The 23597-nt window shown below is 38.1% G+C and carries 30 protein-coding genes and 2 pseudogenes; 3 read left to right on the forward strand and 29 right to left on the reverse strand.

Going from position 1 to position 23597, the window contains the following annotated elements; genetic code table 11:
* The first annotated feature begins 385 nt into the window (after positions 1–385).
* Positions 386–1042: a hypothetical protein gene (locus BFM98_RS20725; RefSeq protein WP_066038303.1), complete on the forward strand. Its 657-nt coding sequence runs from the start codon at positions 386–388 to the stop codon at positions 1040–1042.
* Between the two features lie 36 nt (positions 1043–1078).
* On the opposite strand, the gene BFM98_RS20730 is transcribed toward BFM98_RS20725, so the two are convergent.
* The gene (locus BFM98_RS20730) at positions 1079–1753 is read right to left on the reverse strand and encodes a KinB-signaling pathway activation protein (protein ID WP_054548969.1); all 675 of its coding nucleotides are present in this window, start codon (positions 1751–1753) and stop codon (positions 1079–1081) included.
* 151 nt (positions 1754–1904) lie between these two features.
* Here BFM98_RS20730 and gerD point away from each other — a divergent pair, with 151 nt between their 5' ends.
* Positions 1905–2513: a spore germination lipoprotein GerD gene (gene gerD / locus BFM98_RS20735; protein WP_004233763.1), complete on the forward strand. Its 609-nt coding sequence runs from the start codon at positions 1905–1907 to the stop codon at positions 2511–2513.
* Positions 2514–2568: 55 nt separating this feature from the next.
* Here gerD and BFM98_RS20740 read toward each other — a convergent pair whose 3' ends face one another.
* The 3 genes and pseudogenes from BFM98_RS20740 to BFM98_RS20750 form a co-directional block, all read right to left on the reverse strand.
* Positions 2569–3624 carry a P-loop NTPase gene (locus tag BFM98_RS20740; RefSeq protein ID WP_004233758.1) on the reverse strand — a complete coding sequence of 352 codons (1056 nt, stop codon included), beginning with the start codon at positions 3622–3624 and terminating at the stop codon, positions 2569–2571.
* Between the two features lie 72 nt (positions 3625–3696).
* Positions 3697–4410, reverse strand: a complete 714-nt coding sequence (locus BFM98_RS20745) for an N-acetylmuramoyl-L-alanine amidase (protein WP_004233756.1) — start codon at positions 4408–4410, stop codon at positions 3697–3699.
* A 127-nt stretch (positions 4411–4537) separates the two neighbouring features.
* Positions 4538–5365: pseudogene (locus tag BFM98_RS20750) on the reverse strand (DUF4822 domain-containing protein); the annotation flags it as partial.
* Positions 5366–5950: 585 nt separating this feature from the next.
* On the opposite strand from BFM98_RS20750, the gene BFM98_RS20755 reads away from it, so the two are divergent.
* Positions 5951–6544 carry an ankyrin repeat domain-containing protein gene (locus tag BFM98_RS20755; RefSeq protein WP_066038304.1) on the forward strand — a complete coding sequence of 198 codons (594 nt, stop codon included), beginning with the start codon at positions 5951–5953 and terminating at the stop codon, positions 6542–6544.
* 250 nt (positions 6545–6794) lie between these two features.
* Here BFM98_RS20755 and BFM98_RS20760 read toward each other — a convergent pair whose 3' ends face one another.
* The 25 genes and pseudogenes from BFM98_RS20760 to rplX all read right to left on the reverse strand — a co-directional run bounded on the left by BFM98_RS20760 (position 6795) and on the right by rplX (position 23589).
* Positions 6795–9851, reverse strand: coding sequence for a sensor histidine kinase (locus BFM98_RS20760; RefSeq protein WP_066038305.1), 3057 nt, complete (start codon positions 9849–9851; stop codon positions 6795–6797).
* 237 nt (positions 9852–10088) lie between these two features.
* Positions 10089–10481, reverse strand: a complete 393-nt coding sequence (gene rpsI, locus BFM98_RS20765; protein ID WP_004233744.1) for a 30S ribosomal protein S9 — start codon at positions 10479–10481, stop codon at positions 10089–10091.
* A gap of 25 nt (positions 10482–10506) precedes the next feature.
* A complete protein-coding gene (rplM, locus tag BFM98_RS20770) occupies positions 10507–10944 on the reverse strand; it encodes a 50S ribosomal protein L13 (RefSeq protein WP_004233742.1) in 438 nt (145 codons plus the stop codon).
* 178 nt (positions 10945–11122) lie between these two features.
* Positions 11123–11863 (reverse strand): tRNA pseudouridine(38-40) synthase TruA, encoded by a 741-nt coding sequence (gene truA, locus BFM98_RS20775; protein WP_066038306.1) that lies wholly within the window; start codon positions 11861–11863, stop codon positions 11123–11125.
* A gap of 13 nt (positions 11864–11876) precedes the next feature.
* Positions 11877–12674: an energy-coupling factor transporter transmembrane component T family protein gene (locus tag BFM98_RS20780; protein WP_004233739.1), complete on the reverse strand. Its 798-nt coding sequence runs from the start codon at positions 12672–12674 to the stop codon at positions 11877–11879.
* Positions 12671–13543, reverse strand: a complete 873-nt coding sequence (locus BFM98_RS20785) for an energy-coupling factor ABC transporter ATP-binding protein (RefSeq protein ID WP_048395573.1) — start codon at positions 13541–13543, stop codon at positions 12671–12673. Before BFM98_RS20785 ends, BFM98_RS20780 begins: the two co-directional genes overlap by 4 nt.
* Positions 13519–14364, reverse strand: coding sequence for an energy-coupling factor ABC transporter ATP-binding protein (locus BFM98_RS20790; protein WP_066038307.1), 846 nt, complete (start codon positions 14362–14364; stop codon positions 13519–13521). Before BFM98_RS20790 ends, BFM98_RS20785 begins: the two co-directional genes overlap by 25 nt.
* 426 nt (positions 14365–14790) lie before the next feature.
* Positions 14791–15171, reverse strand: a complete 381-nt coding sequence (gene rplQ, locus BFM98_RS20795; RefSeq protein WP_008181938.1) for a 50S ribosomal protein L17 — start codon at positions 15169–15171, stop codon at positions 14791–14793.
* A gap of 57 nt (positions 15172–15228) precedes the next feature.
* Complete coding sequence (locus BFM98_RS20800; protein WP_004233733.1) at positions 15229–16173, reverse strand: DNA-directed RNA polymerase subunit alpha; 945 nt, start codon at positions 16171–16173, stop codon at positions 15229–15231.
* 139 nt (positions 16174–16312) lie between these two features.
* Positions 16313–16702, reverse strand: coding sequence for a 30S ribosomal protein S11 (gene rpsK / locus BFM98_RS20805; protein ID WP_004233731.1), 390 nt, complete (start codon positions 16700–16702; stop codon positions 16313–16315).
* Positions 16703–16727: 25 nt separating this feature from the next.
* On the reverse strand, positions 16728–17093 hold the full coding sequence (gene rpsM / locus BFM98_RS20810; protein ID WP_004233729.1) for a 30S ribosomal protein S13: 366 nt from the start codon (positions 17091–17093) through the stop codon (positions 16728–16730).
* Between the two features lie 24 nt (positions 17094–17117).
* Positions 17118–17231, reverse strand: coding sequence for a 50S ribosomal protein L36 (gene rpmJ, locus BFM98_RS20815; protein ID WP_000868344.1), 114 nt, complete (start codon positions 17229–17231; stop codon positions 17118–17120).
* 37 nt (positions 17232–17268) lie between these two features.
* Positions 17269–17487 (reverse strand): translation initiation factor IF-1, encoded by a 219-nt coding sequence (infA, locus tag BFM98_RS20820; protein ID WP_004233690.1) that lies wholly within the window; start codon positions 17485–17487, stop codon positions 17269–17271.
* Between the two features lie 86 nt (positions 17488–17573).
* Positions 17574–17651, reverse strand: a pseudogene (locus tag BFM98_RS23730) (type I methionyl aminopeptidase); the annotation flags it as partial.
* A gap of 249 nt (positions 17652–17900) precedes the next feature.
* Positions 17901–18554, reverse strand: a complete 654-nt coding sequence (locus tag BFM98_RS20825) for an adenylate kinase (RefSeq protein WP_004233689.1) — start codon at positions 18552–18554, stop codon at positions 17901–17903.
* A 70-nt stretch (positions 18555–18624) separates the two neighbouring features.
* Positions 18625–19920, reverse strand: a complete 1296-nt coding sequence (gene secY / locus BFM98_RS20830; RefSeq protein ID WP_004233672.1) for a preprotein translocase subunit SecY — start codon at positions 19918–19920, stop codon at positions 18625–18627.
* A complete protein-coding gene (gene rplO, locus BFM98_RS20835; protein ID WP_004233670.1) occupies positions 19920–20360 on the reverse strand; it encodes a 50S ribosomal protein L15 in 441 nt (146 codons plus the stop codon). Before rplO ends, secY begins: the two co-directional genes overlap by 1 nt.
* 34 nt (positions 20361–20394) lie before the next feature.
* Positions 20395–20577 carry a 50S ribosomal protein L30 gene (gene rpmD / locus BFM98_RS20840; protein ID WP_004233668.1) on the reverse strand — a complete coding sequence of 61 codons (183 nt, stop codon included), beginning with the start codon at positions 20575–20577 and terminating at the stop codon, positions 20395–20397.
* A 13-nt stretch (positions 20578–20590) separates the two neighbouring features.
* Positions 20591–21094: a 30S ribosomal protein S5 gene (gene rpsE, locus BFM98_RS20845; protein WP_004233664.1), complete on the reverse strand. Its 504-nt coding sequence runs from the start codon at positions 21092–21094 to the stop codon at positions 20591–20593.
* A gap of 21 nt (positions 21095–21115) precedes the next feature.
* Entirely contained in the window at positions 21116–21475 is a 360-nt protein-coding gene (gene rplR, locus BFM98_RS20850) for a 50S ribosomal protein L18 (protein ID WP_004233662.1), read from the reverse strand.
* Between the two features lie 32 nt (positions 21476–21507).
* Entirely contained in the window at positions 21508–22047 is a 540-nt protein-coding gene (rplF, locus tag BFM98_RS20855; RefSeq protein ID WP_048395570.1) for a 50S ribosomal protein L6, read from the reverse strand.
* A 30-nt stretch (positions 22048–22077) separates the two neighbouring features.
* Complete coding sequence (gene rpsH, locus BFM98_RS20860; protein WP_004233658.1) at positions 22078–22476, reverse strand: 30S ribosomal protein S8; 399 nt, start codon at positions 22474–22476, stop codon at positions 22078–22080.
* Positions 22477–22505: 29 nt separating this feature from the next.
* Positions 22506–22691 (reverse strand): type Z 30S ribosomal protein S14, encoded by a 186-nt coding sequence (locus BFM98_RS20865; RefSeq protein ID WP_004233656.1) that lies wholly within the window; start codon positions 22689–22691, stop codon positions 22506–22508.
* A gap of 21 nt (positions 22692–22712) precedes the next feature.
* On the reverse strand, positions 22713–23252 hold the full coding sequence (gene rplE, locus BFM98_RS20870) for a 50S ribosomal protein L5 (protein ID WP_004233654.1): 540 nt from the start codon (positions 23250–23252) through the stop codon (positions 22713–22715).
* A 28-nt stretch (positions 23253–23280) separates the two neighbouring features.
* Positions 23281–23589 (reverse strand): 50S ribosomal protein L24, encoded by a 309-nt coding sequence (rplX, locus tag BFM98_RS20875; RefSeq protein ID WP_004233652.1) that lies wholly within the window; start codon positions 23587–23589, stop codon positions 23281–23283.
* Positions 23590–23597: the final 8 nt, after the last annotated feature.

Consider the following 23597-nt stretch of genomic DNA (forward strand, 5'->3'; position numbering starts at 1 on the left):
GTGCACTACCTAGTTCTCAACGCGTAAGATCGTCGGCAGCGTCAGATGTGTATAAGAGACAGGTATTAGGCACGCCGCCAGCGTTCGTCCTGAGCCAGGATCAAACTCTCCATAAAAGAAATTTGATTAGCTCAAATTGTTTTGCTGGCATCATGTTTGATGTCCAAAATTTTTGTTTTGTTAACTAACCGAAGCTAGCTACTTAAAACTTTATTGATTACGTTTTGCTTGTTCAGTTTTCAAGGTTCATGTTTCTTTATTTCGTTGTCACCTCTTGGCGACTTATACATAATAACATCGATTATTCATGAAAGTCAACACTAAATCATAAGTTTTTTTAAAGAGATTCATTTTTTATTTTAATTTTAGAAACGAGGTTATCATTATGGTCCGTAAAACGTTGATTTCACTGCTTTTAATTGTAATGCTTTTTGCCTTTTTAAAGCCTATAAATTCAACGATGATTTCTGTATTTAATATTGCGAATGCACCAGTAGTGGTCACAAAAGGACATTATGGCACATCTCTTATTGTAGAGATCTCTTTCTCTGATGACTCTCTATTAGAATGGCTCCAAACGGTGAAAGAGCCTTATCCACTTCTACTTTTAGATGCTGGTTGGATAAAACGGTCACCCGATCATTTAAAAATTATCCAACAACGAAAATTGCCTACAGGATTACTTGGGCCGGATGATTCAGTAGAAGAACCCGTTGACATTGCACTCATCCAAAAGGATATTGATACTTACGAAAAATATTTAAAAGAAAAACCTTTATGGTTTGCTACCCGAAATCATCAATATTCACAGGATTTACAGAAAGCCTTATTCCAACAACAAATGAATTTACTATCTCCTTCGCTTATTTGGCAAGGTGAAAAAACTCCGAAATTACAAAAAGGTGATTTTGTCTTTTTCCCGCTCCATCAAAATAATCAAATATCCTTTAAAGAGCTTAACACTCTCATACAACAGCATAAGTTTATGTCGATTGAAGAAAATATATTTGGTTATAAGGTTCAAACTAAAAAAGCGCCATAAAAAAATTGCCTCCAATACAGCGAGGCAATTTTTTCCTTATGCGTTTTTAGCCTGTTCACGACGAGCTTGGCGTCGTGCTTCTAATTTTTGACGATCTTCATCAGATTTTGCATTATATTTAGGTAATACTAATAATTGATACGCATTAACCGCCAATAATGGGAATAATAAAAGCGCAACATACTCATTAATATTTTCATCGCGACCCATCAAGGCAATTGTCCATTCCAACGTTGTAATGACAATCATAAAGAATAGTGCCGAAATCATTACATGTTTTTTCCCTGTTAATTTTACTTTTTGAACAGCTGTTGCTATTGCCCCAAAAATGAGGACAATTAATAGTCCTACATAGAACAACCAGCTTTGCCCATCCTTCACACCAGGAATAAAGCGGAAGAAAATTATATCGAAAATCGTTATGGCAATTAATAATAGCTGTACCCAATTCCATAATGTCAGTGTTCTAAAAATATTAACACCTACCTGATGAAGTGTTAAATAAGCAAAAAAGCCAGCTTGCGCTATAACACTCATTGTAAACCCTAAGAAAACCATCCATAAAAGTCCAGCGAAAAACTCACCCCATTGACCGTTTGCTATGTATGGTTGGAAGAATTCCCAGCGAATAAATAAACTAAAAACTCCGTTGACTGCACCACCAACGAGCATTGCAAAGAAGAAAAACTTTGCCCAATTTCGTATCGTCACAACTAAAAGTCCCCCAATTTCTCAATATATCTGTCCTTATTTTATCAATGCCTTGTTAAAAAAGCTATTTCTCATCCTAACCAATACATAAAGTCCTGAGAAATGTGAACAATAATTGAAAGAGTCTATCTAGAGAAAGGACTGATTGTCGATGCGAAAATTCACCTTATTACTGATTCTAATGCTTTTTCTTTCTGCCTGTTCACAAGATAAAACCTCTACCATGTCCTATGATGAAATAAAAAAAATCATGATTGACTCTTTACAAACAGAGGATGGTAAAAAGGCATTGCGACAGCTTTTAGAAGAGCCGAGTTTCCGTGAGCTCTTGATTTTAGAGCATGATGAAGTGAAAAAAGCTACCGAGGAAACTTTACTTTCCAAGGAAGCAGAAGACTTTTGGAAAAAAACCTTTGAAGATCCAAAGTTTAAAGAAACTGTTGCGAAAAGTATGCAAAAACAGCAACAGGATATTATGAAGAACTTAATAAAAGATCCGACTTTCCAAAAGGATATGGAGGCATTTTTCGGGCAACCCGATATGCAAAAGCAGTTGGAGACTATCCTTAAATCATCCAATATGCGCAAGCAAATGGAGGAAGTTGTAAAGGAAACGATCGAAAGCCCTTTAATGCAATCTAAATGGCAGGAACTTATTAAGAAAAGTGGCGAAACAGGTTCATCAGGAAGTGGCGATAAGAAAGAAGCGAGTGGCGATAGTGGTGGCGGATCGGATAAGGGACAGAAAAGTACCGAGTAACCTTGGTAATGTAAAAACGGATTTCCCCATAAAACTGGTGGAAATCCGTTTTTTATTATTTATTTAATTTATCGATGATTTTCGTCGCGATGTCTAAATAAATTTGTCCTGTTGTATGTTTTTCAGCGTATACAGAAGGAGCAAAATCTTCATCTGTCCAATCTGGTTGCCCAAGCGGGATTTGTCCAAGCAACTCTGTACGTAGTTCGTCAGCTAGCTTTGGTCCTCCTCCTTGCCCAAAGACAAATTCTCGGTCACCTGATTTAGATTCAAACCAAGCCATGTTTTCGATAACTCCTAAAATTTCATGGTCTGTTTGAAGCGCCATTGCCCCTGCACGAGCTGCAACAAATGCTGCTGTTGGGTGTGGAGTTGTTACAACAATTTCTTTTGATGATGGCAACATTTGATGGATATCTAATGCAACGTCACCTGTGCCAGGAGGTAAATCTAATAATAGATAATCTAATTCACCCCACTCAACATCACGGAAGAATTGATCTAATACTTTACCAAGCATTGGTCCGCGCCATACGATCGGTGCGTTATTTTCTACAAAGAAGCCCATTGAAATCATTTTTACCCCAAAGCGATCTACTGGGAAAATACGATTATCGACTACCTTAGGCATATCCGTTACACCCATCATATCAGGTACACTAAATCCATAAATATCTGCGTCAATTAAGCCGACTTTCTTTCCTAGACGAGCTAAAGCAACAGCTAAGTTTACTGATACTGTCGATTTACCAACTCCACCTTTACCAGAAGCAATTGAAATTACTTGGACTGTGCTTAATGGAGATAAAATATCTTGTGCTTCCGACTCTGTTGCTGTGCCACGGAAGCTTTGCAATTTTTCTGTTGATAGTTCTTCAAAACGAATACCAACAGTGTTTACACCTGCTTCTTTCAACACCTCAACAACTTTCATTTGTAGTTGTAATTGTTCCGGTGTATTCAGTTTAGCAATGGCAATTTTTACACTGACATGATTTTTTTCTTCTTTTATTGCTACGTTCGTAATACCATCTGTTTCTGCAAGCGATTTATGTAAAAATGGATCTTGTAGTTGTCCCAGTATTTCTCGTACTTGTTGTTCAGTAATCACGACGAACACTCCCCTTATATTGTCTCAATATTAGTATATCATAATGATTTGATTTACGTTGTAGATGTTGCTCTACTCAATTTTGGCTAATAAATAGTCTTCTATACCTTCAACTATGGCATCTGCCATTTTTTCTTGATAGTTTTTGTCCACTAATAATGCTCGTTCCTCATCATTACTAATAAAACCAGTCTCCACTAAAGCTGCAGGTACTTCCGCTTTCTTCAATAAATAGATTTGCTTAATAGACAATGCTTCACGGTCTGTATTTTTTAAATTAGTGCGAATGGATTGTTGAATACTCTTGGCAAGAATCTCTCCATCAGCATGTCCTTCCTTATGGTAAAATACCTGTGCGCCACGCCATTTTGTTTCAGGAATGGCATTTGCATGAATAGTTATAAATACATCAGGCTTTTCCTTTTCCACGATATCCTTTCTTAGGAAGATATCTTGCTTTTTCCGTTCTCTCATTGTTCCATATTTTTCTGATGGCGCATGCTCATCGATTACATCACCATTTTTTGTTCGTGTCATTATAACCGTTGCGCCTTTTTTCTTTAATTGCTTCTCTACATGCTGAGCAATTGCAAGTGTAATATCCTTTTCAATCACTTCGCCCTTTGAAGCTCCTCCGTCCTCACCACCATGCCCTGCATCAATGACAATTTTTATGCCACCAAGTGGGTCCGGTAAGAAGAAGTTACGGTCCGAAGCATTTGTTTCATATGCCACGACCACTATACTCATAAGCATAATTACTCCTAGTGCAAGCCAGCGCTTCACCCATATACACCACCCTTTTACATTTAGTGTACGAAATTAGTGGATGAACTATGCCAGAAAGTAAAAAAAACTCCCAAGTCACAAACTTGAGAGTTTTAATTTCTTCTATATTAAGGGAGGAAGAATTTTATTGGTTTGTAAAAGTAGGTTTGAATTCACCTGTATATGGCTCATGCTCTACAAATACAGTTATATCATTGCCATCTTTGTCTTTACCTGTTCGTTTATACGTGAACTTCTTATCGTTGATTTCTGTAATTTCAAGAGCTACACCATACTTATTATCACCGACAGAAACATGCGCTCTTATTTTATTATCATGAATGACATTAAAGTAACCATAGTCTCCACGACTTTCACCTGTTTCAGGATTAAAGAACTCATATTTATTTGTATTTGCATCATACTTTGCAATGCTAATGAAATTTGAATTGAATTCTGTTACATCATTACCCGCTTCATCTAACACAACTGTTCCATGCCATAGTGTATCAGCGAGAATTTTATCTCCGTCAACGTCTGTAACAATTTCACCTGTTGAAGCATCTAACGTTTTATCGGAATCAGTAAATGCCAGTTCTTTTTCTTTATATGGAATATGTTCCACGAATATTTCTACATCATTGCCCGCAGCATCTTTACCCATTCTCTTATAAGTAAAGATACTATCGTTTAGCTCAGTGATCTCGACAACTGCTTGGTAGTTTTTTGATTCGGAAATTAATATTCTTTGTTTCCCATCATTTGTGATAAAGAATGTCCCTTTATCCTCACGGCTTTTACCTGTAGCCTTGTCAAAGAATTCATAATGACCTGTCTGGGCATCATATTTTGCTAAGCCAATGAAGTTTGCGTTCTCCGCCGTTAAATCATTGTGATCTTGATCATAAACCTTTGTACCTTGCCAATTTGTACTACTTAGAACATTAGCCATTTCTTGTCCCTTTGTTAATTGCTCTTTGGCAGTATTTTCTGTTACTGTACTTTCTGTTTTAACTTCCTCACTATTTGTCTTATTGCCTTTTGCAGGCTCCTTATCTTGACACGCTGCCAGTAATGCAATAGCTGCAACAGATACTATTAATAATTTTTTCATACCTACTTACCTCCATCGGTTAGTTTATATTTTGAATTACATCAAACCCATAATGACAATTTTTAAAAATGAAAGGTTTGTTGTACCTTCTAAAAACTATATTAAAGTGGAATGTTAAACTCCCCCTAAATAATTTCTTAAAAAAACATAAACTTATACGAAAATATTTTTAATATATATTAAATCTGTACACTAATAGTGAGGTTTATGTAAAAAGCTATTTATTTTTTTCTACATATACTTAATTTATGGGTGATCGACATTTCTCACAAACGAGTACTTCAACATTATTTATTATAGGAAAAAGCTAAGCCTAGCATATCTTTTTAATATTACTCGTATAATTCGCAACATGTTACCATATTTTTATAAACGGAAAAGTAGGCTACAGTGATATACCATTAGTCATTTGGCTGTTTTAACCAAAGAAAAGAGGGTGGAAAAATGAATGATCAATTAATACTTTCAGCAGCGAACGGTGATACTGATAAAGTATTAGCACTTCTGCAAAAAGGCATCAATATTAATACAACGGATCACAATGGAAGAACCCCTGTCTTAGCTGCCACTTATAATAACCAGGTGGATACTGTGAAGGTGCTCATTCAACATGGTGCTGATATTAATATTAGAGATAATAACCTTGAGAACGTACTTTTACATGCAGGGGCATCAGGCTATTTAGAAATCGTTAAACTTGCCATATCTGCAGGGGCAGATACAAAGCTAACTAATCGCTTTGGTGGAATTGCCATCATCCCTGCATCCGAACGTGGACATGTTGAGGTGGTCCGAGAGCTACTTAATCACTCGGAAATTCATGTCAATCACATTAATAATTTGCATTGGACAGCTCTATTGGAGGCAGTCATATTAGGCAATGGTGGGGAGAAACATCAAGAAATTGTGCAATTATTGGTGGATCATGGTGCTGATATAACTATTGGAGATCAAGATGGTGTCACACCATTGCAGCATGCAAAAAAACTAGGCTTTTATGAGATTGAACAAATTTTAAAAGAAGCTTTAACACTATAGGAGATTTTTTCATATACTTTTCTAGATGGCCTCACTTCGGAATTAGCTTACCTGTTGCATCAATTTCACCTGCAATTTCAAAAGAAATAACGTTAAGCAATCTTTGGGTTACTTCACAGATTGCTTTTTATGATGGAATGACAAAAAGACTCTTTCCTCGAAAGTAGAAAGAGTCTTAGGATAGATGTTTCGTCTGCCTCTGACTCCGTAAAGACCAAATCATCTTTAAACGGTACGCCATTTGTAAAGGTTACGAATTCTCTTCTGGTAATAGAATAATAACAGTAGTTCCTTTTCCTTCTTCACTATATATACGAAAACTGGCATTTCTCATAAGCTTAAATTTTTTCAAAGGATTCGTAAATCCAATACGTGAGTTTTCTTCATTTACTAATCGTTGCAACTTTTCTTCTGAGATACCGACCCCATTATCATAAATTTTAATACGTATAAATTGACCTTCTCGTTGCACACTCACCTCAATAGTACCACCTTCTTTTTTCTTCGAAATCCCGTGAAAAACTGCATTTTCAACTATAGGCTGAATTGATAATGCTGGAATCAAAGATTGAATGGACTCATCAATATCATACGCAACTGTAAGACGATCACCAAAGCGCATTTTTTCAATATAGAGATATGCTTTTACAAGATCTATTTCATCTTCTATTGAAACCATGCTGTTACGATAATGGACATTTAGCTTGGCACGGAAATAGGTGGCTAAACTGTATAACGCCTCTCGTGTATTCTCTATATTTGTATAGCTTAAGCCGATAATAGTGTTAAGTGTATTGTAGACAAAATGAGGAGTTACTTGCGCATATAAATAATTCATTTCATCTTCAATCGCATCAATGGAAGATTGTCGAACCGCTAGTAATGATTGAATACGCACTAGTAATTCATCCATCGCAATCGGTTTTTGCAGATAATCATTTGCCCCAACTTGTAAAGATAACACTAAATCCGAATGCTGCATAATTGCTGTTAAAACTATAATCGGTAATTCCAACATATCGTATTGCTTTCGTACTTGTTTGCATAATTCATAGCCTGACATACCATTCATCATTAAATCGACTAACATACAATCTACTTTATGTTTCTTTATATAATCTATCGCTTCAAACCCATTATCTACTCCAATAACGGTATAGCCTTTTTGAATTAATGCGTCCACTAGTACTTTTATATTCACATGATCATCATCAACAATGAGTATGGCTTTGTCATTACCTTTATGCATTAATGGTAAATCTAGCTGTAGTATAGTATTATCTGCTCGATTGCCTATCTGGTGTTGTGTTTCAATATCTAGTTTTTCGAGGGTGGCAAGTGGCACCGTAAATGTAAAAATTGTTCCAACACCTAATGTACTTGTTACATGAATTTCCCCATTTAACTGTTCTACTATATTTTTTGAGATACTTAATCCTAACCCAAGACCCCCACTTTTTTTACCTTTCTTTACTTGATAAAAAGAATTAAAAATTCGATCTAAGTCTTGTGATGGTATACCAATTCCAGTATCGCTTACTTGTATTTCCATATAATCATTACGTACACTAGCTAAGACTGTAATTTGCCCATGTTTTGTATGTTGCAGAGCATTATAGAGTAAATTATAAAGCACTTGTTTCAATCGTAATTCATCTGTATACATATGGGGTAAATTAGAATCTACTGCACTCATTAACCTTATGGATGTATCACTCGACATTAAACTACGAATTTCCTCAATTACTTCATCAATTACGCTTATCGGAACAACACGAGGGATAACACGAACTTCTCCGGTCATATGATTCGAAGAAATCAATAAATCCTCTACTAAATAACCTAAACGTTGCGCGACATTATGTATTAAAATGACATTTTCTTGTTGCTCACGCTTTAAAGGTCCTTGTACACCTTCCATTAATGATTTGGATATATTTAAAATACCATTTAAAGGCGTACGTAATTCATGAGACGTTTTCAATAAAAACTCATCCTTCATTTGATTATGCATCAAAAGCTCTTCCGATAACGCTTGAACTTCCTTAAAAGAAGTATTTGCTCGGAAGCTAAGCAGAGATGCAAAACTATAGAGTGTAAAAATAAACAATAATTGTTCACTATAAACCATAGGTATATCAAAAATGTAATACATTACCATTAAAAAAGTATAACAAGTAAGAGATACTAAAAGAATTAGAATATAACGTGAGCCATCTACACCTTTCATAAGCACACGTAATAGCACAAACACATTATAAAGCCCAACTGGAATAAAAATTACTGCAAAGATTATTTGGGAAAGAACTAGATTTTCTATTGGTATAATCATACTATTTTTTGTCATCGGGTTGTAAATCCCATAGATAAAAAAAAGTAAACCTAACAAAATACTAATAATATAAATCGCTTTTTTCCTCATAAACTCCGGATACAAATAATAGAGAAATAATGCTAAACAAACATCAACAAGTGGTAAAATCCCTAATTGTAAACGTACTTGTTCATTTATAGTTAAATGTGTAAAAATAAGGAAAAATATTTTTTCATTTGTAAACGACATGTACAGTCCGAATAATATAGTGAATAACCCCAAAAACAATTCTTCTTTACGCTTCCGATTTTGACTATACGATATAATATAAATTGCACCGAATACAATATAACCAATACATACAAACGATTCTGCTAAAATTTTCATGCTAAAATCTCTTTGAATAGCTTCCTTTGTTCCAAACTCAATAGGAAAAGTAATACCAGCTTTTGGATAATTATAATTCCCCACATGAATCACTATATCAAGCATTAGATTCTCACTTGGTGCAAACACCGTATATTTATCATCATTTTCGAACTTAAAGTCCTTTAAGGTTTCACTCGGATTCCCCTTACTACCTACATCTTTTCCATTTATGAAAACACGGTTAGATTGACGAATTGAACGAATGTATAATCCATATTCCCCTTCAACTGGTACATTTATCTTAACATGATACGTTCCTACAGTAAGCCCTTCCTCATTTGGTTCTACAAAGCTATTCGAAGTAGCTGGTACCTCAATTGGTATTTTATCCCTCTCGTACGCGTCGAATGAATCGCTTGATGCTATTAAGATATTTGGATAGAAAGACCATTCTCCATCTAGTTTTAAAATAGTCTTTTCTTGTAGTTCTTTTTCTTCAATCGTAACGATCCCATTCTGCGCAATCGGCTGACTACTACTAACAAAATACTCTCCATTGCCAATAAAGTATACGATAATAAATAGCATGATAATGGCCAAAGTAATGCTAATATTTTTTTTCACTATCACCCCTCCCCTATTTGAACACAATTATATATAACATCAAACTATCAGTTAGTTAAAATGAAATCCATTATGCAATATGACTTTCACCTGTATTTCATTAGTCCTCTTAGGCATCCTATCATAGGGCTGTTAAACAAATTCTGAACAAATCATATTGTTTTTGTTATCGACGTAAAAAAAGCTCCTCTCAGGTAAACCTGAGAAGAGCTTGAAATCGTTGATATAACAACGATATTAACGTTTTGAGAACTGAGGTGCACGACGAGCGCCGCGTAGACCTGGTTTTTTACGTTCTTTCATGCGTGAATCACGAGTAAGTAATCCAGCTGATTTTAATGCAGCACGGAAATCTGGGTCTACTTGAAGTAGAGCACGAGCGATACCGTGACGAACAGCACCAGCTTGACCAGTGTATCCACCACCGTTAACGTTTACGTGGATATCATAGCTTCCTGTAGTTTCAGTAGCTACTAATGGTTGTTTAATTACTTCGCGTAATGCAGCGAATGGTACGTATTCTTCGATTTCACGTTTGTTGATAACAATTTTACCTGTACCTGGTACTAAACGTACGCGAGCTACAGAGCTTTTACGGCGACCAGTGCCGATGTATTGAACTTGTGCCAAAGTAATATCCTCCTCTTAATTTATATTATCCGCGAAGCTCGTATGCTTCTGGTTTTTGTGCAGCATGTGGATGCTCTGTTCCAGTGTAAACATTAAGTTTAGTGAACATTTTGCGACCTAAAGAGTTTTTAGGAAGCATTCCTTTAACTGCTAATTCGATCATTCTTGTTGGGTACTTATCTAGCATTTCACCAGCAGTACGTGTTTTTAAACCACCCGCAAATTGAGTGTGGTGACGGTATAATTTACCCTCTAATTTGTTACCAGTTAAATGGATTTTGTCAGCGTTGATGATGATTACGTGATCACCTGTGTCAACGTTTGGTGTGAATGTTGGTTTATGTTTACCACGTAAGATTGCAGCTACTTCAGAAGCTAAACGTCCAAGAGTTTGGCCTTCTGCATCAACTACTAACCATTTACGGTCTACTTCGTGACCTTTAGCCATGAATGTTGTACGCATGTATATATCCTCCTAATCGATTCGATTACCGTTATTTTTCATTAGACTACACTATAAGTTTCGGGGCTTATTTGTGGTGGTAATGAAAATACCATCTGTTATCATATAATGAATGACTTTTAAAGTCAAGCAATTTCATTAAACACCTGGTGAAGTTGTTCAGAATTGTAGAACGCCACTAATAGAACACTTTTTCTAAGTATAGCCCTTGGGGTGGAGCGGTTTTTCCCGCCTTATCACGATTACCTGAAGCAACTACATGGGACACATTGTCAATCTTACGTCGACCTATCCCAACCTCCCAAAGAGTACCTGCAATAATCCGTACCATATTATATAAGAAGCCATTCCCTTCAATCACCATATGTAGCTCTTCACCATGCCATTCAAATTGTAACAATGTTACTGTGCGTACTTTATCTTTCACGCTTGTATTCGCCGCGCAAAAACAAGAAAAGTCATGTGTACCAATAATAGCCTTAGCTGCCTCTTGCATCGCCTCTACGTTAGGTTTGACCCCATTTGTCTCCACAGTATAATATCTGCGGAATGGACTTTGGATAGGCTCACAAGACCAAATATAGCGATATCTTTTTCCAGCCACATCGTAACGCGCATGAAAGTCATGTGCCACTTCCTCAACCGATAATACACGAATATCTCTTGGCAGTTGCACATTCAAAGCCTTACTATATTTTTCTGCTGGAATGGCAAGTGGTGTGTCGAAATGCAATGTTTGCCCTGTCGCATGTACTTTAGCATCTGTACGACCACTTGCAGTTACCTTAACCTGTTCTCCCTTATGCATAATAGCTAGAACACGCTCAAGCTCAGCCTGCACTGTGCGTTCACCTGGCTGTACCTGATAGCCCGAAAAAAGTGTGCCATCATAGCTTATAATTACTTTTAATCGTCGCATATAGCCTACTCCTTTAACTTCTATAGAAGAATAGCAATACGCCTATTGCTACTAATAACACAATCGCAAATGTGTCCCCCATATCCCATTTTAACCTACGGTACCTAGTGCGTCCTTCACCACCGCGATAGCCTCTTACTTCCATCGCTGTTGCTAAATCCTCAGCCCGTTTAAATGCACTGACAAAGAGAGGCACAAGCAATGGTACTACTGCCTTTATACGGTCCTTAATTGGCCCAGATGATAAATCAGAGCCTCTTGCCATTTGTGCCTTCATAATTTTATCCGTCTCATCCATTAAGGTTGGAATAAAGCGTAATGAGATGGACATCATTAAAGCCAATTCATGTACGGGTACTTTTATTGCTTTTAAGGGATTCAGTAGAACCTCGATACCATCTGTAATGGAAATCGGTGATGTAGTTAATGTTAAGATTGACGTCATAAATACTAATACTAGAAAACGAATTGAGATAAATATTCCCCGCCTAATCCCTTCGTCATAAATCGTAATGAATTTTGATTCAAACACGGGGACGCCTTCCTTCGTCATGAAAATATGAAGAAGGAATGTGAAGGCCATCAAAAAGAGTACTGGTTTGAGTCCATTTATTAAAAAGTATAGACGAATGCGCGATACTAATACAATCAGTAGCGTGAATGCGAGTAACATAGCATATGTCACGGTATTATTGGCTAAAAACACAATAATAATAAAGGCGAACACAAAGATCAGCTTTGACCGTGGATCAAGTTTGTGTACAGGTGAATCACCAGGTAAGAAGCGACCAAAGATCATTTTTTCCATCATGACTCTGCACGCTCCTCTCTAAGGGCCTGAGCAATTTCAGCAGCAAGCTCTTCCTCTGTTAAGCAAACCTTAGACAAGGAATGCCCCATCATGTGCTCAATCCTTTGCTGAAAGCGGACAATACGTGGTGGCTCTAAACGGAATTCCTTTAATGTTGCAACATCTTTAAAAATAACTCGTGGTGATCCACTTAAGACATTCTTTCCTTCATGCATAATCACAATATTATCTGCATATCGAGCTGCATCCTCCATACTATGGGTTACTAGAATGGTTGTGAGATGACGTTCTTGATGGAGCTGATAAAACATATCCATAATTTCCTTTTGACCACGTGGATCAAGACCTGCTGTTGGTTCATCTAAGACAATAACCTCAGGGTCCATCGCCAAAACGCCTGCAATCGCTACTCGACGCATTTGACCACCTGATAAATCAAACGGTGATTTATCCAAAACGTTATCTGGCAAACCGACTAAGCTGACAAGTTCTCTTGCACGAGCTTCAGCCTCCTCCTCTGATATACCAAAGTTCATTGGGCCAAACATAATGTCCTTCAACACGGTTTCTTCAAATAGTTGATGCTCTGGAAATTGAAAGACAATGCCGACCTTTTGTCTTACAGTTTTTAAATCCTTTGCTTTTTTCCCAGCTACAATAAGACGATCCCCTATATGTACTTCTCCTGAAGTAGGTCTTAGTAGCGCGTTAAAATGCTGCAAAATCGTTGATTTCCCAGAACCGGTATGGCCAATTATCGCTTGATAAGTATGAGATGGAATGTCAAAATCCACATCGAATAATGCCCGTTTTTCAAAGGGCGTTCCTTGTGCATAGGCATAGCTTACTTGTTGAAGTTTGATGTCCATAAATCATTCACCAACTCTTCTTCTGTCATATGTTGCCCCATTAATGGAACACCTTCCTTTTGCAATAGCTTTGATAACTTCAAGGCAAATGGCAAATCTAGTCCAAATTCAACTAGCTTGTCCCCAAGTGCAAAGATTTCAGCAGGTGTACCTTCTGCAAATTTCTTACCATCATTCATAAAAAGAACACGATCCGCTAACATTGCCTCTTCTAAATCATGGGTAATAGATAAAACTGTTAATCCTGTTTCTGCACGTAATGTTTGAACCGTTTGTAACACCTCTGCACGCCCCTGAGGATCTAACATGGATGTAGCCTCATCTAAAATTAAAAGCTTCGGCTTTAATGCAAGTGCCCCAGCAATGGCTACACGCTGTTTTTGTCCACCAGATAAATGATGTGGCTCATGGTCTAAAAACTGACTCATTTTTACCTGTTCGAGTGCCGCATGTACACGTTTTATCATTTCTTCAAAGGGGATACCGTTGTTTTCCAAGGCAAATGCTACATCATCCTGTACCGTTGCTCCAACGAATTGATTGTCAGGGTTTTGAAAGACCATTCCCATTAAGGAGCGAGATTCCCAAAGATTTTCTTCATTCAAGGGTTCTCGCAATATTCGTACATCTCCCTGTTGAGGAAACAATAAACCATTCATCAGCTTGGCAATAGTGGACTTACCAGAACCATTATGTCCTACTATAGCAATCCACTCACCTTCTTCCACAGCAAAGCTAACATTTTCAACAGCATTACGACTATTTGGATTTTCTGGTGTATATGAAAAAGTTACATTATTTAAAGATAAAATTTCAGGCATATCTAGAACTCCTCTCCCTACGCTCAGCTCTACTAATTAACTTACACTTTTTTATGTATGAATTCTACTACAATCCGTATGTCGATAAAAGAAAAATACTACAATAACAACTCAAATTGATATTGGTTTAATAAATAACAAAATAACACCCATATATTAAAAAAAGCACCACAAATTGGCGCCATCTAATCTAATAAAAAAGCGCGCACCTCATTCGATAGAAATGCGCTAGTCGTTACATTTACAAGAAATATGGGTGCTCAAGCCCTTATTTCTCCTGAATGAGGTGCGGAGAGCTAAACGAGACGCCACACTAATAAGTGTCCGCTCATCATAACGCTCAGCTTAATTATTTGTCGTATAAATCATTTATAAAGAAAGAGGGTGGTGATTCCCACCCTCTTCACCACAAGTTTTCTCTTATGATTAAACTAGTTCAATCACAACAACAGGTGCACCGTCGCCACGACGAGGACCTACTTTAAGAATACGAGTGTAACCACCTTGACGCTCAGCATAACGTGGTGCAACATCATCAAATAACTTTTGAAGTGCAAATGATGTTGATTCGTTACCTTCTGCATCAGTCGTTGTTACTAGTTCACGACGGATAAATGCAGCAGCTTGACGGCGTGCATGTAAATCTCCGCGTTTACCTAAAGTAATCATTTTTTCAACAGCTTTACGTACTTCTTTAGCGCGAGCCTCAGTAGTTTCGATACGCTCGTTGATGATTAAATCAGTAGCTAAGTCACGTAACATCGCTTTACGTTGAGAACTTGTACGACCAAGTTTTCTGTAACCCATGGATGTTTCCCTCCTTTATAGAAAAAAATCTGATCTTGTTAGTTGTGTTTAAATCGCTTAGTCTTCTTTGCGTAATCCTAAACCAAGCTCTTCTAACTTCGCTTTTACTTCTTCTAATGACTTGCGTCCAAGGTTACGAACTTTCATCATGTCGTCTTCTGATTTATTCGCAAGTTCTAGTACTGTATTAATACCAGCGCGTTTTAAACAGTTATAAGAACGAACAGAAAGATCAAGCTCTTCGATAGTCATCTCTAAAACTTTTTCTTTTTGATCTTCTTCTTTTTCGACCATGATTTCAGCAGTTTGTGCCTCATCTGTCATGCCAACGAAGATGTTAAGATGCTCGGTTAAAATTTTTGCTCCGAGCGAAATCGCCTCTTTCGGACCGATGCTGCCATCTGTCCACACATCAAGAGAAAGTTTGTCGTAGTCAGAAGACTGACCAACACGAGTATTTTCCACTTGGAAATTGACGCGTGATACTGGAGTGTAAATAGAGTCGATCGGGATCACGCCGATAGGAAGATCCTCACGTTTGTTTTGATCAGCAGGAGTGTAACCACGGCCGCGTTGTGCATACATACGCATACGTAAATGACCGTTTTTAGCGATTGTTGCAATATATAGATCTGGGTTTAAAATTTCTACGTCACTGTCATGTGTAATGTCAGCAGCCGTAACTGTACCATCGCCTTTAACATCAATCTCAATAACTTTTTCTTCGTCAGAGTAGATTTTAAGAGCTAGTTTTTTCACGTTCAAAATGATTGAAGCTACATCTTCTACTACGCCTTCTACAGTTGAGAATTCGTGAAGAACACCATCAATTTGAATTGAAGTGACAGCAGCTCCTGGTAATGAAGACAGAAGGATACGACGTAAAGAATTACCCAAAGTGTTTCCATATCCGCGTTCAAGCGGTTCTACAACAAACTTTCCATATTTGGAATCTTCGCTGATCTCCACCGTTTCAATCTTTGGTTTTTCAATTTCGATCATTTTATTTACCCTCCTTCAAAACATCGAATGTATAGGTTCTTTCCATCATAGATTCGATCGTCAATGACGTATCGTTTATTATCTGCACAAGACAGTCTGTACAAAAAATGATGTTCTCATACAATATGAGACGCACCCATTACACGCGACGACGTTTTGGCGGACGGCAACCATTATGAGGAACTGGAGTAACGTCTTTAATAGCAGTTACTTCTAAACCAGCAGCTTGAAGTGCACGAATAGCAGCTTCACGACCAGCACCAGGACCTTTAACAGTTACTTCCAACGTTTTCAGACCATGTTCAAGGGATGTTTTAGCAGCAGTTTCTGCAGCCATTTGAGCAGCGAATGGTGTAGATTTACGTGAACCACGGAAACCAAGAGCACCAGCACTTGACCAAGATACAGCGTTACCTTGCATATCTGTAATCGTTACGATTGTATTGTTAAATGTAGAACGAATGTGTGCGATACCAGATTCGATATTCTTTTTCACACGACGTTTACGAGTTTGTTGTTTACGAGCCATGTTAAGAAGGAACCTCCTTTACCAATTATTTTTTCTTGTTCGCAACTGTTTTACGAGGACCTTTACGCGTACGCGCATTGTTCTTCGTATTTTGACCACGAACAGGTAAGCCACGACGGTGACGGATACCACGGAATGAACCGATTTCCATCAGACGTTTAATATTTAATGAAGTTTCGCGACGTAAGTCACCTTCAAGTTTGTATGAATCTAATTGTTCACGGATTTTGTTTAACTCATCTTCAGTTAAGTCGCGTACGCGTGTATCTTCTGAAATACCTGCATCAGCTAGTACTTTCTGAGCTGTAGTTTTACCAATACCGAAAATGTACGTTAATGAAATTACCACGCGTTTGTCGCGAGGAATATCAACACCAGCAATACGTGCCATGTACGTTGTGCACCTCCTTTAGAATTAACCTTGTTTTTGTTTATGTTTAGGATTTTCACAGATTACCATTACTTTACCGCGTCGGCGAATTACTTTACATTTTTCGCAGATCGGTTTCACAGATGGTCTCACTTTCATCTAACCTAACCTCCTTAGTAGTCCGGAGCGCAAAAGATTATTTAAAACGGTATGTGATACGACCGCGAGTTAAATCATAAGGAGATAACTCAATAGTAACCTTATCTCCAGGTAGAATACGGATAAAGTGCATACGAATCTTACCAGATACGTGTGCTAGAATCACATGTCCATTTTCTAATTCTACCTTAAACATCGCGTTTGGCAAAGTCTCAACAACTGTCCCTTCGACTTCAATTACATCATCTTTCGCCATCTACTCTGTCTCCTCTCTATATGCAAATTAAAGTTCTCATCGTTACATCAAACGGATATCTGCTGCAACTTTAGAAGCAACCTCGTTTCAACATATGTTTGGATTGTATGAGAGATGTTTGAAAGACGCTCGTCTGGTTTCGCTTCACACAATCCACGGAATATACAGAACCAGTAAGGGCACTGAATCTCCCATGTTTACACGAATACCGGAATGTCTTGGATGAGATATTCATACCCGTTACACAGATGCTTCCACGAAACCCATTATACTCCTCCAAAAGGTATGTTGCACTTTTAAGAAGAAATATATACCGGGCACAATATGCTTTTGCAACTCTCAAAAAAATTATGTTTCGTTGTTGCTCCCGCATGCCTCCCGCGGAAGCAGTACTCTGCGCCCGGAGCCGGGTATCAGCTGCGGCTGCTCTGTAATAGAGCATCAAGATCAGCAAACACTTTGTTAATATCTTGCTGTCCATCTATATTAGTTAACACGCCTTTAGCTTGATAGAAATCAAGTAGAGGTTGTGCTTGTTTCATATTTACTTCCAGACGGTTCGCAACCGTTTCAGGATTATCATCTGCACGTGTATAAAGCTCGCCACCATCTTTATCACATTTCCCTTCCTCAGCAGGAGGATTGAAAATTAAATGATAGGATGTACCACAAGTTTTACAAATACGTCTACCTGAAAGACGAGCAATTAACTCATCCTTTTCAACTTGAATGTTTAATGTATGCTCAATAGCTTTACCTAGGTCAGCAAGAATGCTATCTAAGGCTTCAGCTTGAGGAACAGTACGTGGGAAACCATCTAATAAGAATCCTTTTTCACAATCAGGTTTAGCCAGTCGCTCACGAACAATACCAATCGTTACTTCATCAGGTACAAGTGCACCTTGATCCATAAACGACTTAGCTTGTAAGCCTAGTTCAGTACCTTCTTTAATTGCAGCACGGAACATATCGCCTGTAGAAATATGAGGAATTGCGTACTTCTCAACAATTTTATCTGCCTGCGTACCTTTACCAGCACCTGGCAGACCCATTAAAACGATATTCATTAGGAAATATTCCTCCCACAAAAGGTTTGCTGATTAAAGGAAACGATGGAACGTTCCCTAAAAACCAACATTATTTCATAAAGCCTTTGTAGTGACGTTTAACAAGTTGAGATTCTAGCTGCTTCATCGTTTCGAGCGCTACGCCGACTACGATAATAATACTAGTACCACCGATCTGCACTGAGGCAGGTAGATTCATAAAGTTTATGAATATAACCGGCATTACTGAAATAACAGTTAAGAAAATCGCGCCGACAAATGTCAGACGATATAACACGCTTGTTAAATACGTTTGAGTGTTTTCACCAGGACGAATACCTGGAATATAAGCACCTTGCTTTTTCAAGTTATCTGCCACATTTTCTGGATTCACTTGTACGAATGCATAGAAATATGTGAATGCGATGATTAATGCCACATAAATAATCATTCCAACAGGTTTTGTATGATCAAACGTGTTATTAATGAAAGTAGTAACATTATTTTCACCGAAGAACGGAACTAACGTACGAGGTGTCATCAGAAACGCTGAAGCAAAGATTACAGGAATAACCCCTGCAGCATTTACTTTTAACGGTAAATGAGTTTGTTGACCACCAGTTTGTTGATTTCGCCCAGTAACTCGTTTTGCATATTGAATTGGAATTTTACGTAGTGCTTGTTGCACGTAGATAACTCCAATAACAACCGCAAGCAAGATTAAAACAAGTAGACCAAGGATAATTAGGTTGATAAATAGCTTATCACCCGCACCCTCGATTTGTTGTGCATAGATTTGGTTGATACCTGTAGGTAATGCCGCAACGATACCTGCGAAGATTACAACAGAAATACCATTACCAACGCCATGCGCAGTAATTTGATCAGCAAGCCATACTAGGAATGCTGTACCCGCTGTTAATACAATAGAGATTATAACATATGTTAAAACTCCTTCTTCCTTAATCAATGACCCGCCATACATTCTATTAAAACCAAATGACATCGCGAATGATTGAATAAAAGCAAGAATAATAGTAAAGTAGCGTGTAAATTGCGCAAGTTTACGTCTTCCGACTTCACCTTGCTTTGCCCACTCAGCAAACTTCGGTACTACGTCCATTTGCAATAACTGAACAATAATTGAGGCTGTGATGTAAGGCATAATCCCCATTGCAAAGATGGAGAAGTTCTTTAAAGCACCACCGCCAAAAGTATTCAGGAAACCAACGAGGTTAAACTCATCAGTTGCCTTTAATACATTAGCGTCAACGTTAGGTACTGGAATGAAAGTTCCAATACGAAAAACGATTAACATTAAAAGTGTGAAAATGATTTTATTTCTTATATCTCGAACACGCATAAAGTTAGAGATTGTCTGAAACATTAAATCACCTCAGTAGTTCCGCCGGCATTCTCGATTGCTTCTTTCGCTGAAGCTGAGAATTTATGAGCTTTGACAGTAAGCTTTTTATTAAGAGTTCCGTTGCCTAGAACTTTAATTCCAGCTTTTTCATTGCTCACTAGACCAGTTTCAAGTAATAATGCAGCAGTTACCTCTGCACCGTCTTCGAAACGGTTTAAAGCATCAAGGTTAACGATCGCGTATTCTTTACGGTTAATGTTCGTAAAGCCACGTTTTGGTAAACGACGGAATAATGGGTTCTGACCGCCTTCAAAGCCTGGGCGTACACCGCCACCAGAACGAGCGTTTTGACCTTTATGACCTTTACCTGCTGTTTTACCGTTACCAGAACCGATACCACGACCAACGCGGTTGCGTTGCTTACGAGAACCTTCTGCTGGTTTTAACTCATGCAGTTTCATAGTGGGTGGCACCTCCTTGTTCAATAATTGGAAATTAAATTTCTTTTACAGTAACTAAGTGAGCTACTTTATCAAGCATACCGCGAGTAGCTGCGTTATCAGCTTTCTCTACAGTTTGGTGTAATTTACGTAAACCTAAAGCTTCAACAGTTTTGCGTTGTGCAGGTTTAGTACCAATCACAGATTTAGTAAGGGTGATTTCTAATTTGTTAGCCATTATCTTTCCCCCCTTATCCTAATAGTTCTTCCACTGATTTACCACGTAATTTAGCTACGTCCTCTACGCGTTTTAATTCAGTTAAACCTTGAATTGTTGCACGCACCATGTTAATTGGTGTGTTAGATCCAAGTGATTTTGAAAGAATATCAGTAATACCAGCAAGTTCTAGTACAGCACGTACTGGACCACCAGCGATAACCCCTGTACCAGGAGCAGCAGGTTTGATTAGGATTTCTCCTGCACCAAAGCGACCTTGCACTAAGTGTGGAGTTGTTCCACCTACGCGTGGCACTTCGATTAAGTTTTTCTTCGCATCTTCAACAGCTTTGCGGATAGCATCTGGCACCTCTTGAGCTTTACCAGTACCGAAACCTACATGACCGTTTCTATCGCCAACTACAACTAATGCTGTGAAGCGGAAGCGACGTCCACCTTTAACAACTTTAGCAACGCGGTTAATAGTAACTACGCGTTCTTCAAGTTCTCCAAGTTTGTTTGCGTCAATACGACTCATGAAATGTGTCCCTCCTTCTTATTAAAATTCTAAACCGTTCTCACGTGCAGCTTCAGCTAAAGCTTTAACACGTCCATGATATAAGTAACCACCACGGTCAAATACTACAGCAGTAATATTTTTTTCCGCAGCGCGTTTTGCGATTGTTTCACCGACTTTAGTTGCTGCGTCAACATTGCTACCAGCACCTTCGAAACCATTTTCTTGAGAAGATGCGCTAACAATTGTTACGCCTGCTACGTCATCGATAAGTTGCGCGTAAATGTTCTTGTTAGAACGGAATACGTTTAAGCGTGGACGCTGAGCAGTACCCGAAATTTTAGAACGAACGCGAGCATGACGTTTTTTACGAACCTGATTTTTATCTTGTTTCGTAATCACAAGGGTCACTCCTTTCTAATGCTTAAGCTGCATTATTTACCTGTTTTACCTTCTTTACGACGAACATATTCGCCTTCATAACGAATACCTTTACCTTTATAAGGCTCTGGTGGACGAACGTCACGGATGTTAGATGCAAGAGCACCAACGCGTTCTTTGCTGATACCTTTAACGATGATCTTTGTGTTTGAAGGAACTTCAATTTGTAGACCATCTTCAGGTGTGAACTCTACTGGATGAGAGTAACCTACGTTAAGTACAAGTTTATTACCTTGTAATTGCGCACGGTAACCAACACCGATAAGTTCTAAAGCTTTTTCGAAACCTGCAGAAACACCAGTAACCATGTTCGCAAGAAGCGCACGAGTAGTACCGTGGTTTGTGCGGTGTTCTTTTGAATCAGAAGGACGTACTACAGTGATTACGTTACCCTCTTGCTCAATTTTCATATCTTGGTGGAAAGAACGAACAAGTTCGCCTTTAGGACCTTTAACAGTAACAGTGTTGTCAGCTGCAACAGTAACAGTTACGTTAGCTGGTACCTCGATAATTTTTTTACCTACACGAGACATTTAGCTGCACCTCCATTCATTTATTGCTAATTACCAAACGTATGCTAGAATTTCTCCGCCAACTTGTTTAGCGCGAGCTTCTTTATCTGTTAATAAACCTTGTGAAGTTGACACTAAAGCGATACCTAGACCGTTCAATACTTTAGGTACTTCATTTGTTTTAGCATATACACGTAAACCAGGTTTAGAAATACGTTTTAAGCCAGTGATAACGCGCTCGTTATCTTTTCCATATTTTAAGAAAATACGGATGATACCTTGTTTGTTGTCTTCCACGTATTCTACGTCACGTACGAAACCTTCACGCTTTAAAATTTCAGCGATTTCTTTTTTCACGTTGGAAGCTGGTACTTCTAACTTCTCGTGACGAACCATGTTCGCATTACGAATGCGAGTAAGCATATCTGCAATCGGATCAGTCATTGTCATTACATTTACCTCCTTCCCAAATTAGGGGATTACCAGCTGGCTTTTTTCACGCCAGGAATTTGTCCCTTATATGCAAGTTCTCGGAAACAAATACGGCAAAGTTTGAATTTGCGATATACTGAATGTGGACGACCACAGCGTTCACAACGTGTATACTCTTGCACTTTAAACTTTTGCTTACGTTGTTGTTTAACGATCATAGATTTTTTAGCCACGTTTTCGCCCTCCTTGTTTGATTACTTTTGGAACGGCATACCGAATTGTGTCAATAACTCGCGAGCTTCTTCGTCAGAGTTCGCTGTCGTTACGATCACGATGTCCATACCGCGTACTTTTGAAACTTTATCGTAATCGATTTCTGGGAAAATTAATTGTTCTTTAACACCTAGAGTGTAGTTACCGCGACCATCGAATGCTTTTTTAGAAACACCACGGAAGTCACGTACACGAGGTAGTGAGATAGAAATTAATTTGTCCAAGAATTCATACATACGCTCACCGCGTAATGTAACTTTAGCACCGATAGGCATACCTTCACGAAGACGGAAACCTGCGATCGATTTTTTAGCTTTAGTTACTACTGGTTTTTGACCAGTGATAATTGTTAATTCTTCAACAGCTGCATCTAACGCTTTAGAGTTTTGAACTGCATCACCAACACCCATGTTGATAACGATTTTCTCAACTTTCGGTAGTTGCATAACTGATTTATATCCAAATTTGCTCATAAGAGCTGGAGAAACTTCATTTAAATATTTTTCTTTTAGGCGGCTCATGTGTGTACCTCCCTTCTATTTATACTAATTAGTCGATTACTGCACCTGATTTTTTTGCTACACGAACTTTTTTACCGTTTTCGATTTTATAACCTACACGAGTCGGCTCGCCAGATTTAGGATCGATTAGCATTACGTTCGAAACGTGAATTGCAGCCTCTTGGCTAACAATACCACCTTGTGGATTCAATTGGTTAGGTTTAACGTGTTTTTTCACGATGTTCACACCTTCAACAAGAACGCGATCTTGTTTTGGGAAAGCAGCAAGGATTACGCCTTCTTTGCCTTTATCCTTACCAGTGATTACCTTAACCTTGTCACCTTTTTTTACATGCATGCTGTCGC

The sequence above is a fragment of the Lysinibacillus sp. AR18-8 genome (genome assembly GCF_001705465.1).
Taxonomy (GTDB): Bacteria; Bacillota; Bacilli; order Bacillales_A; family Planococcaceae; genus Lysinibacillus; species Lysinibacillus capsici.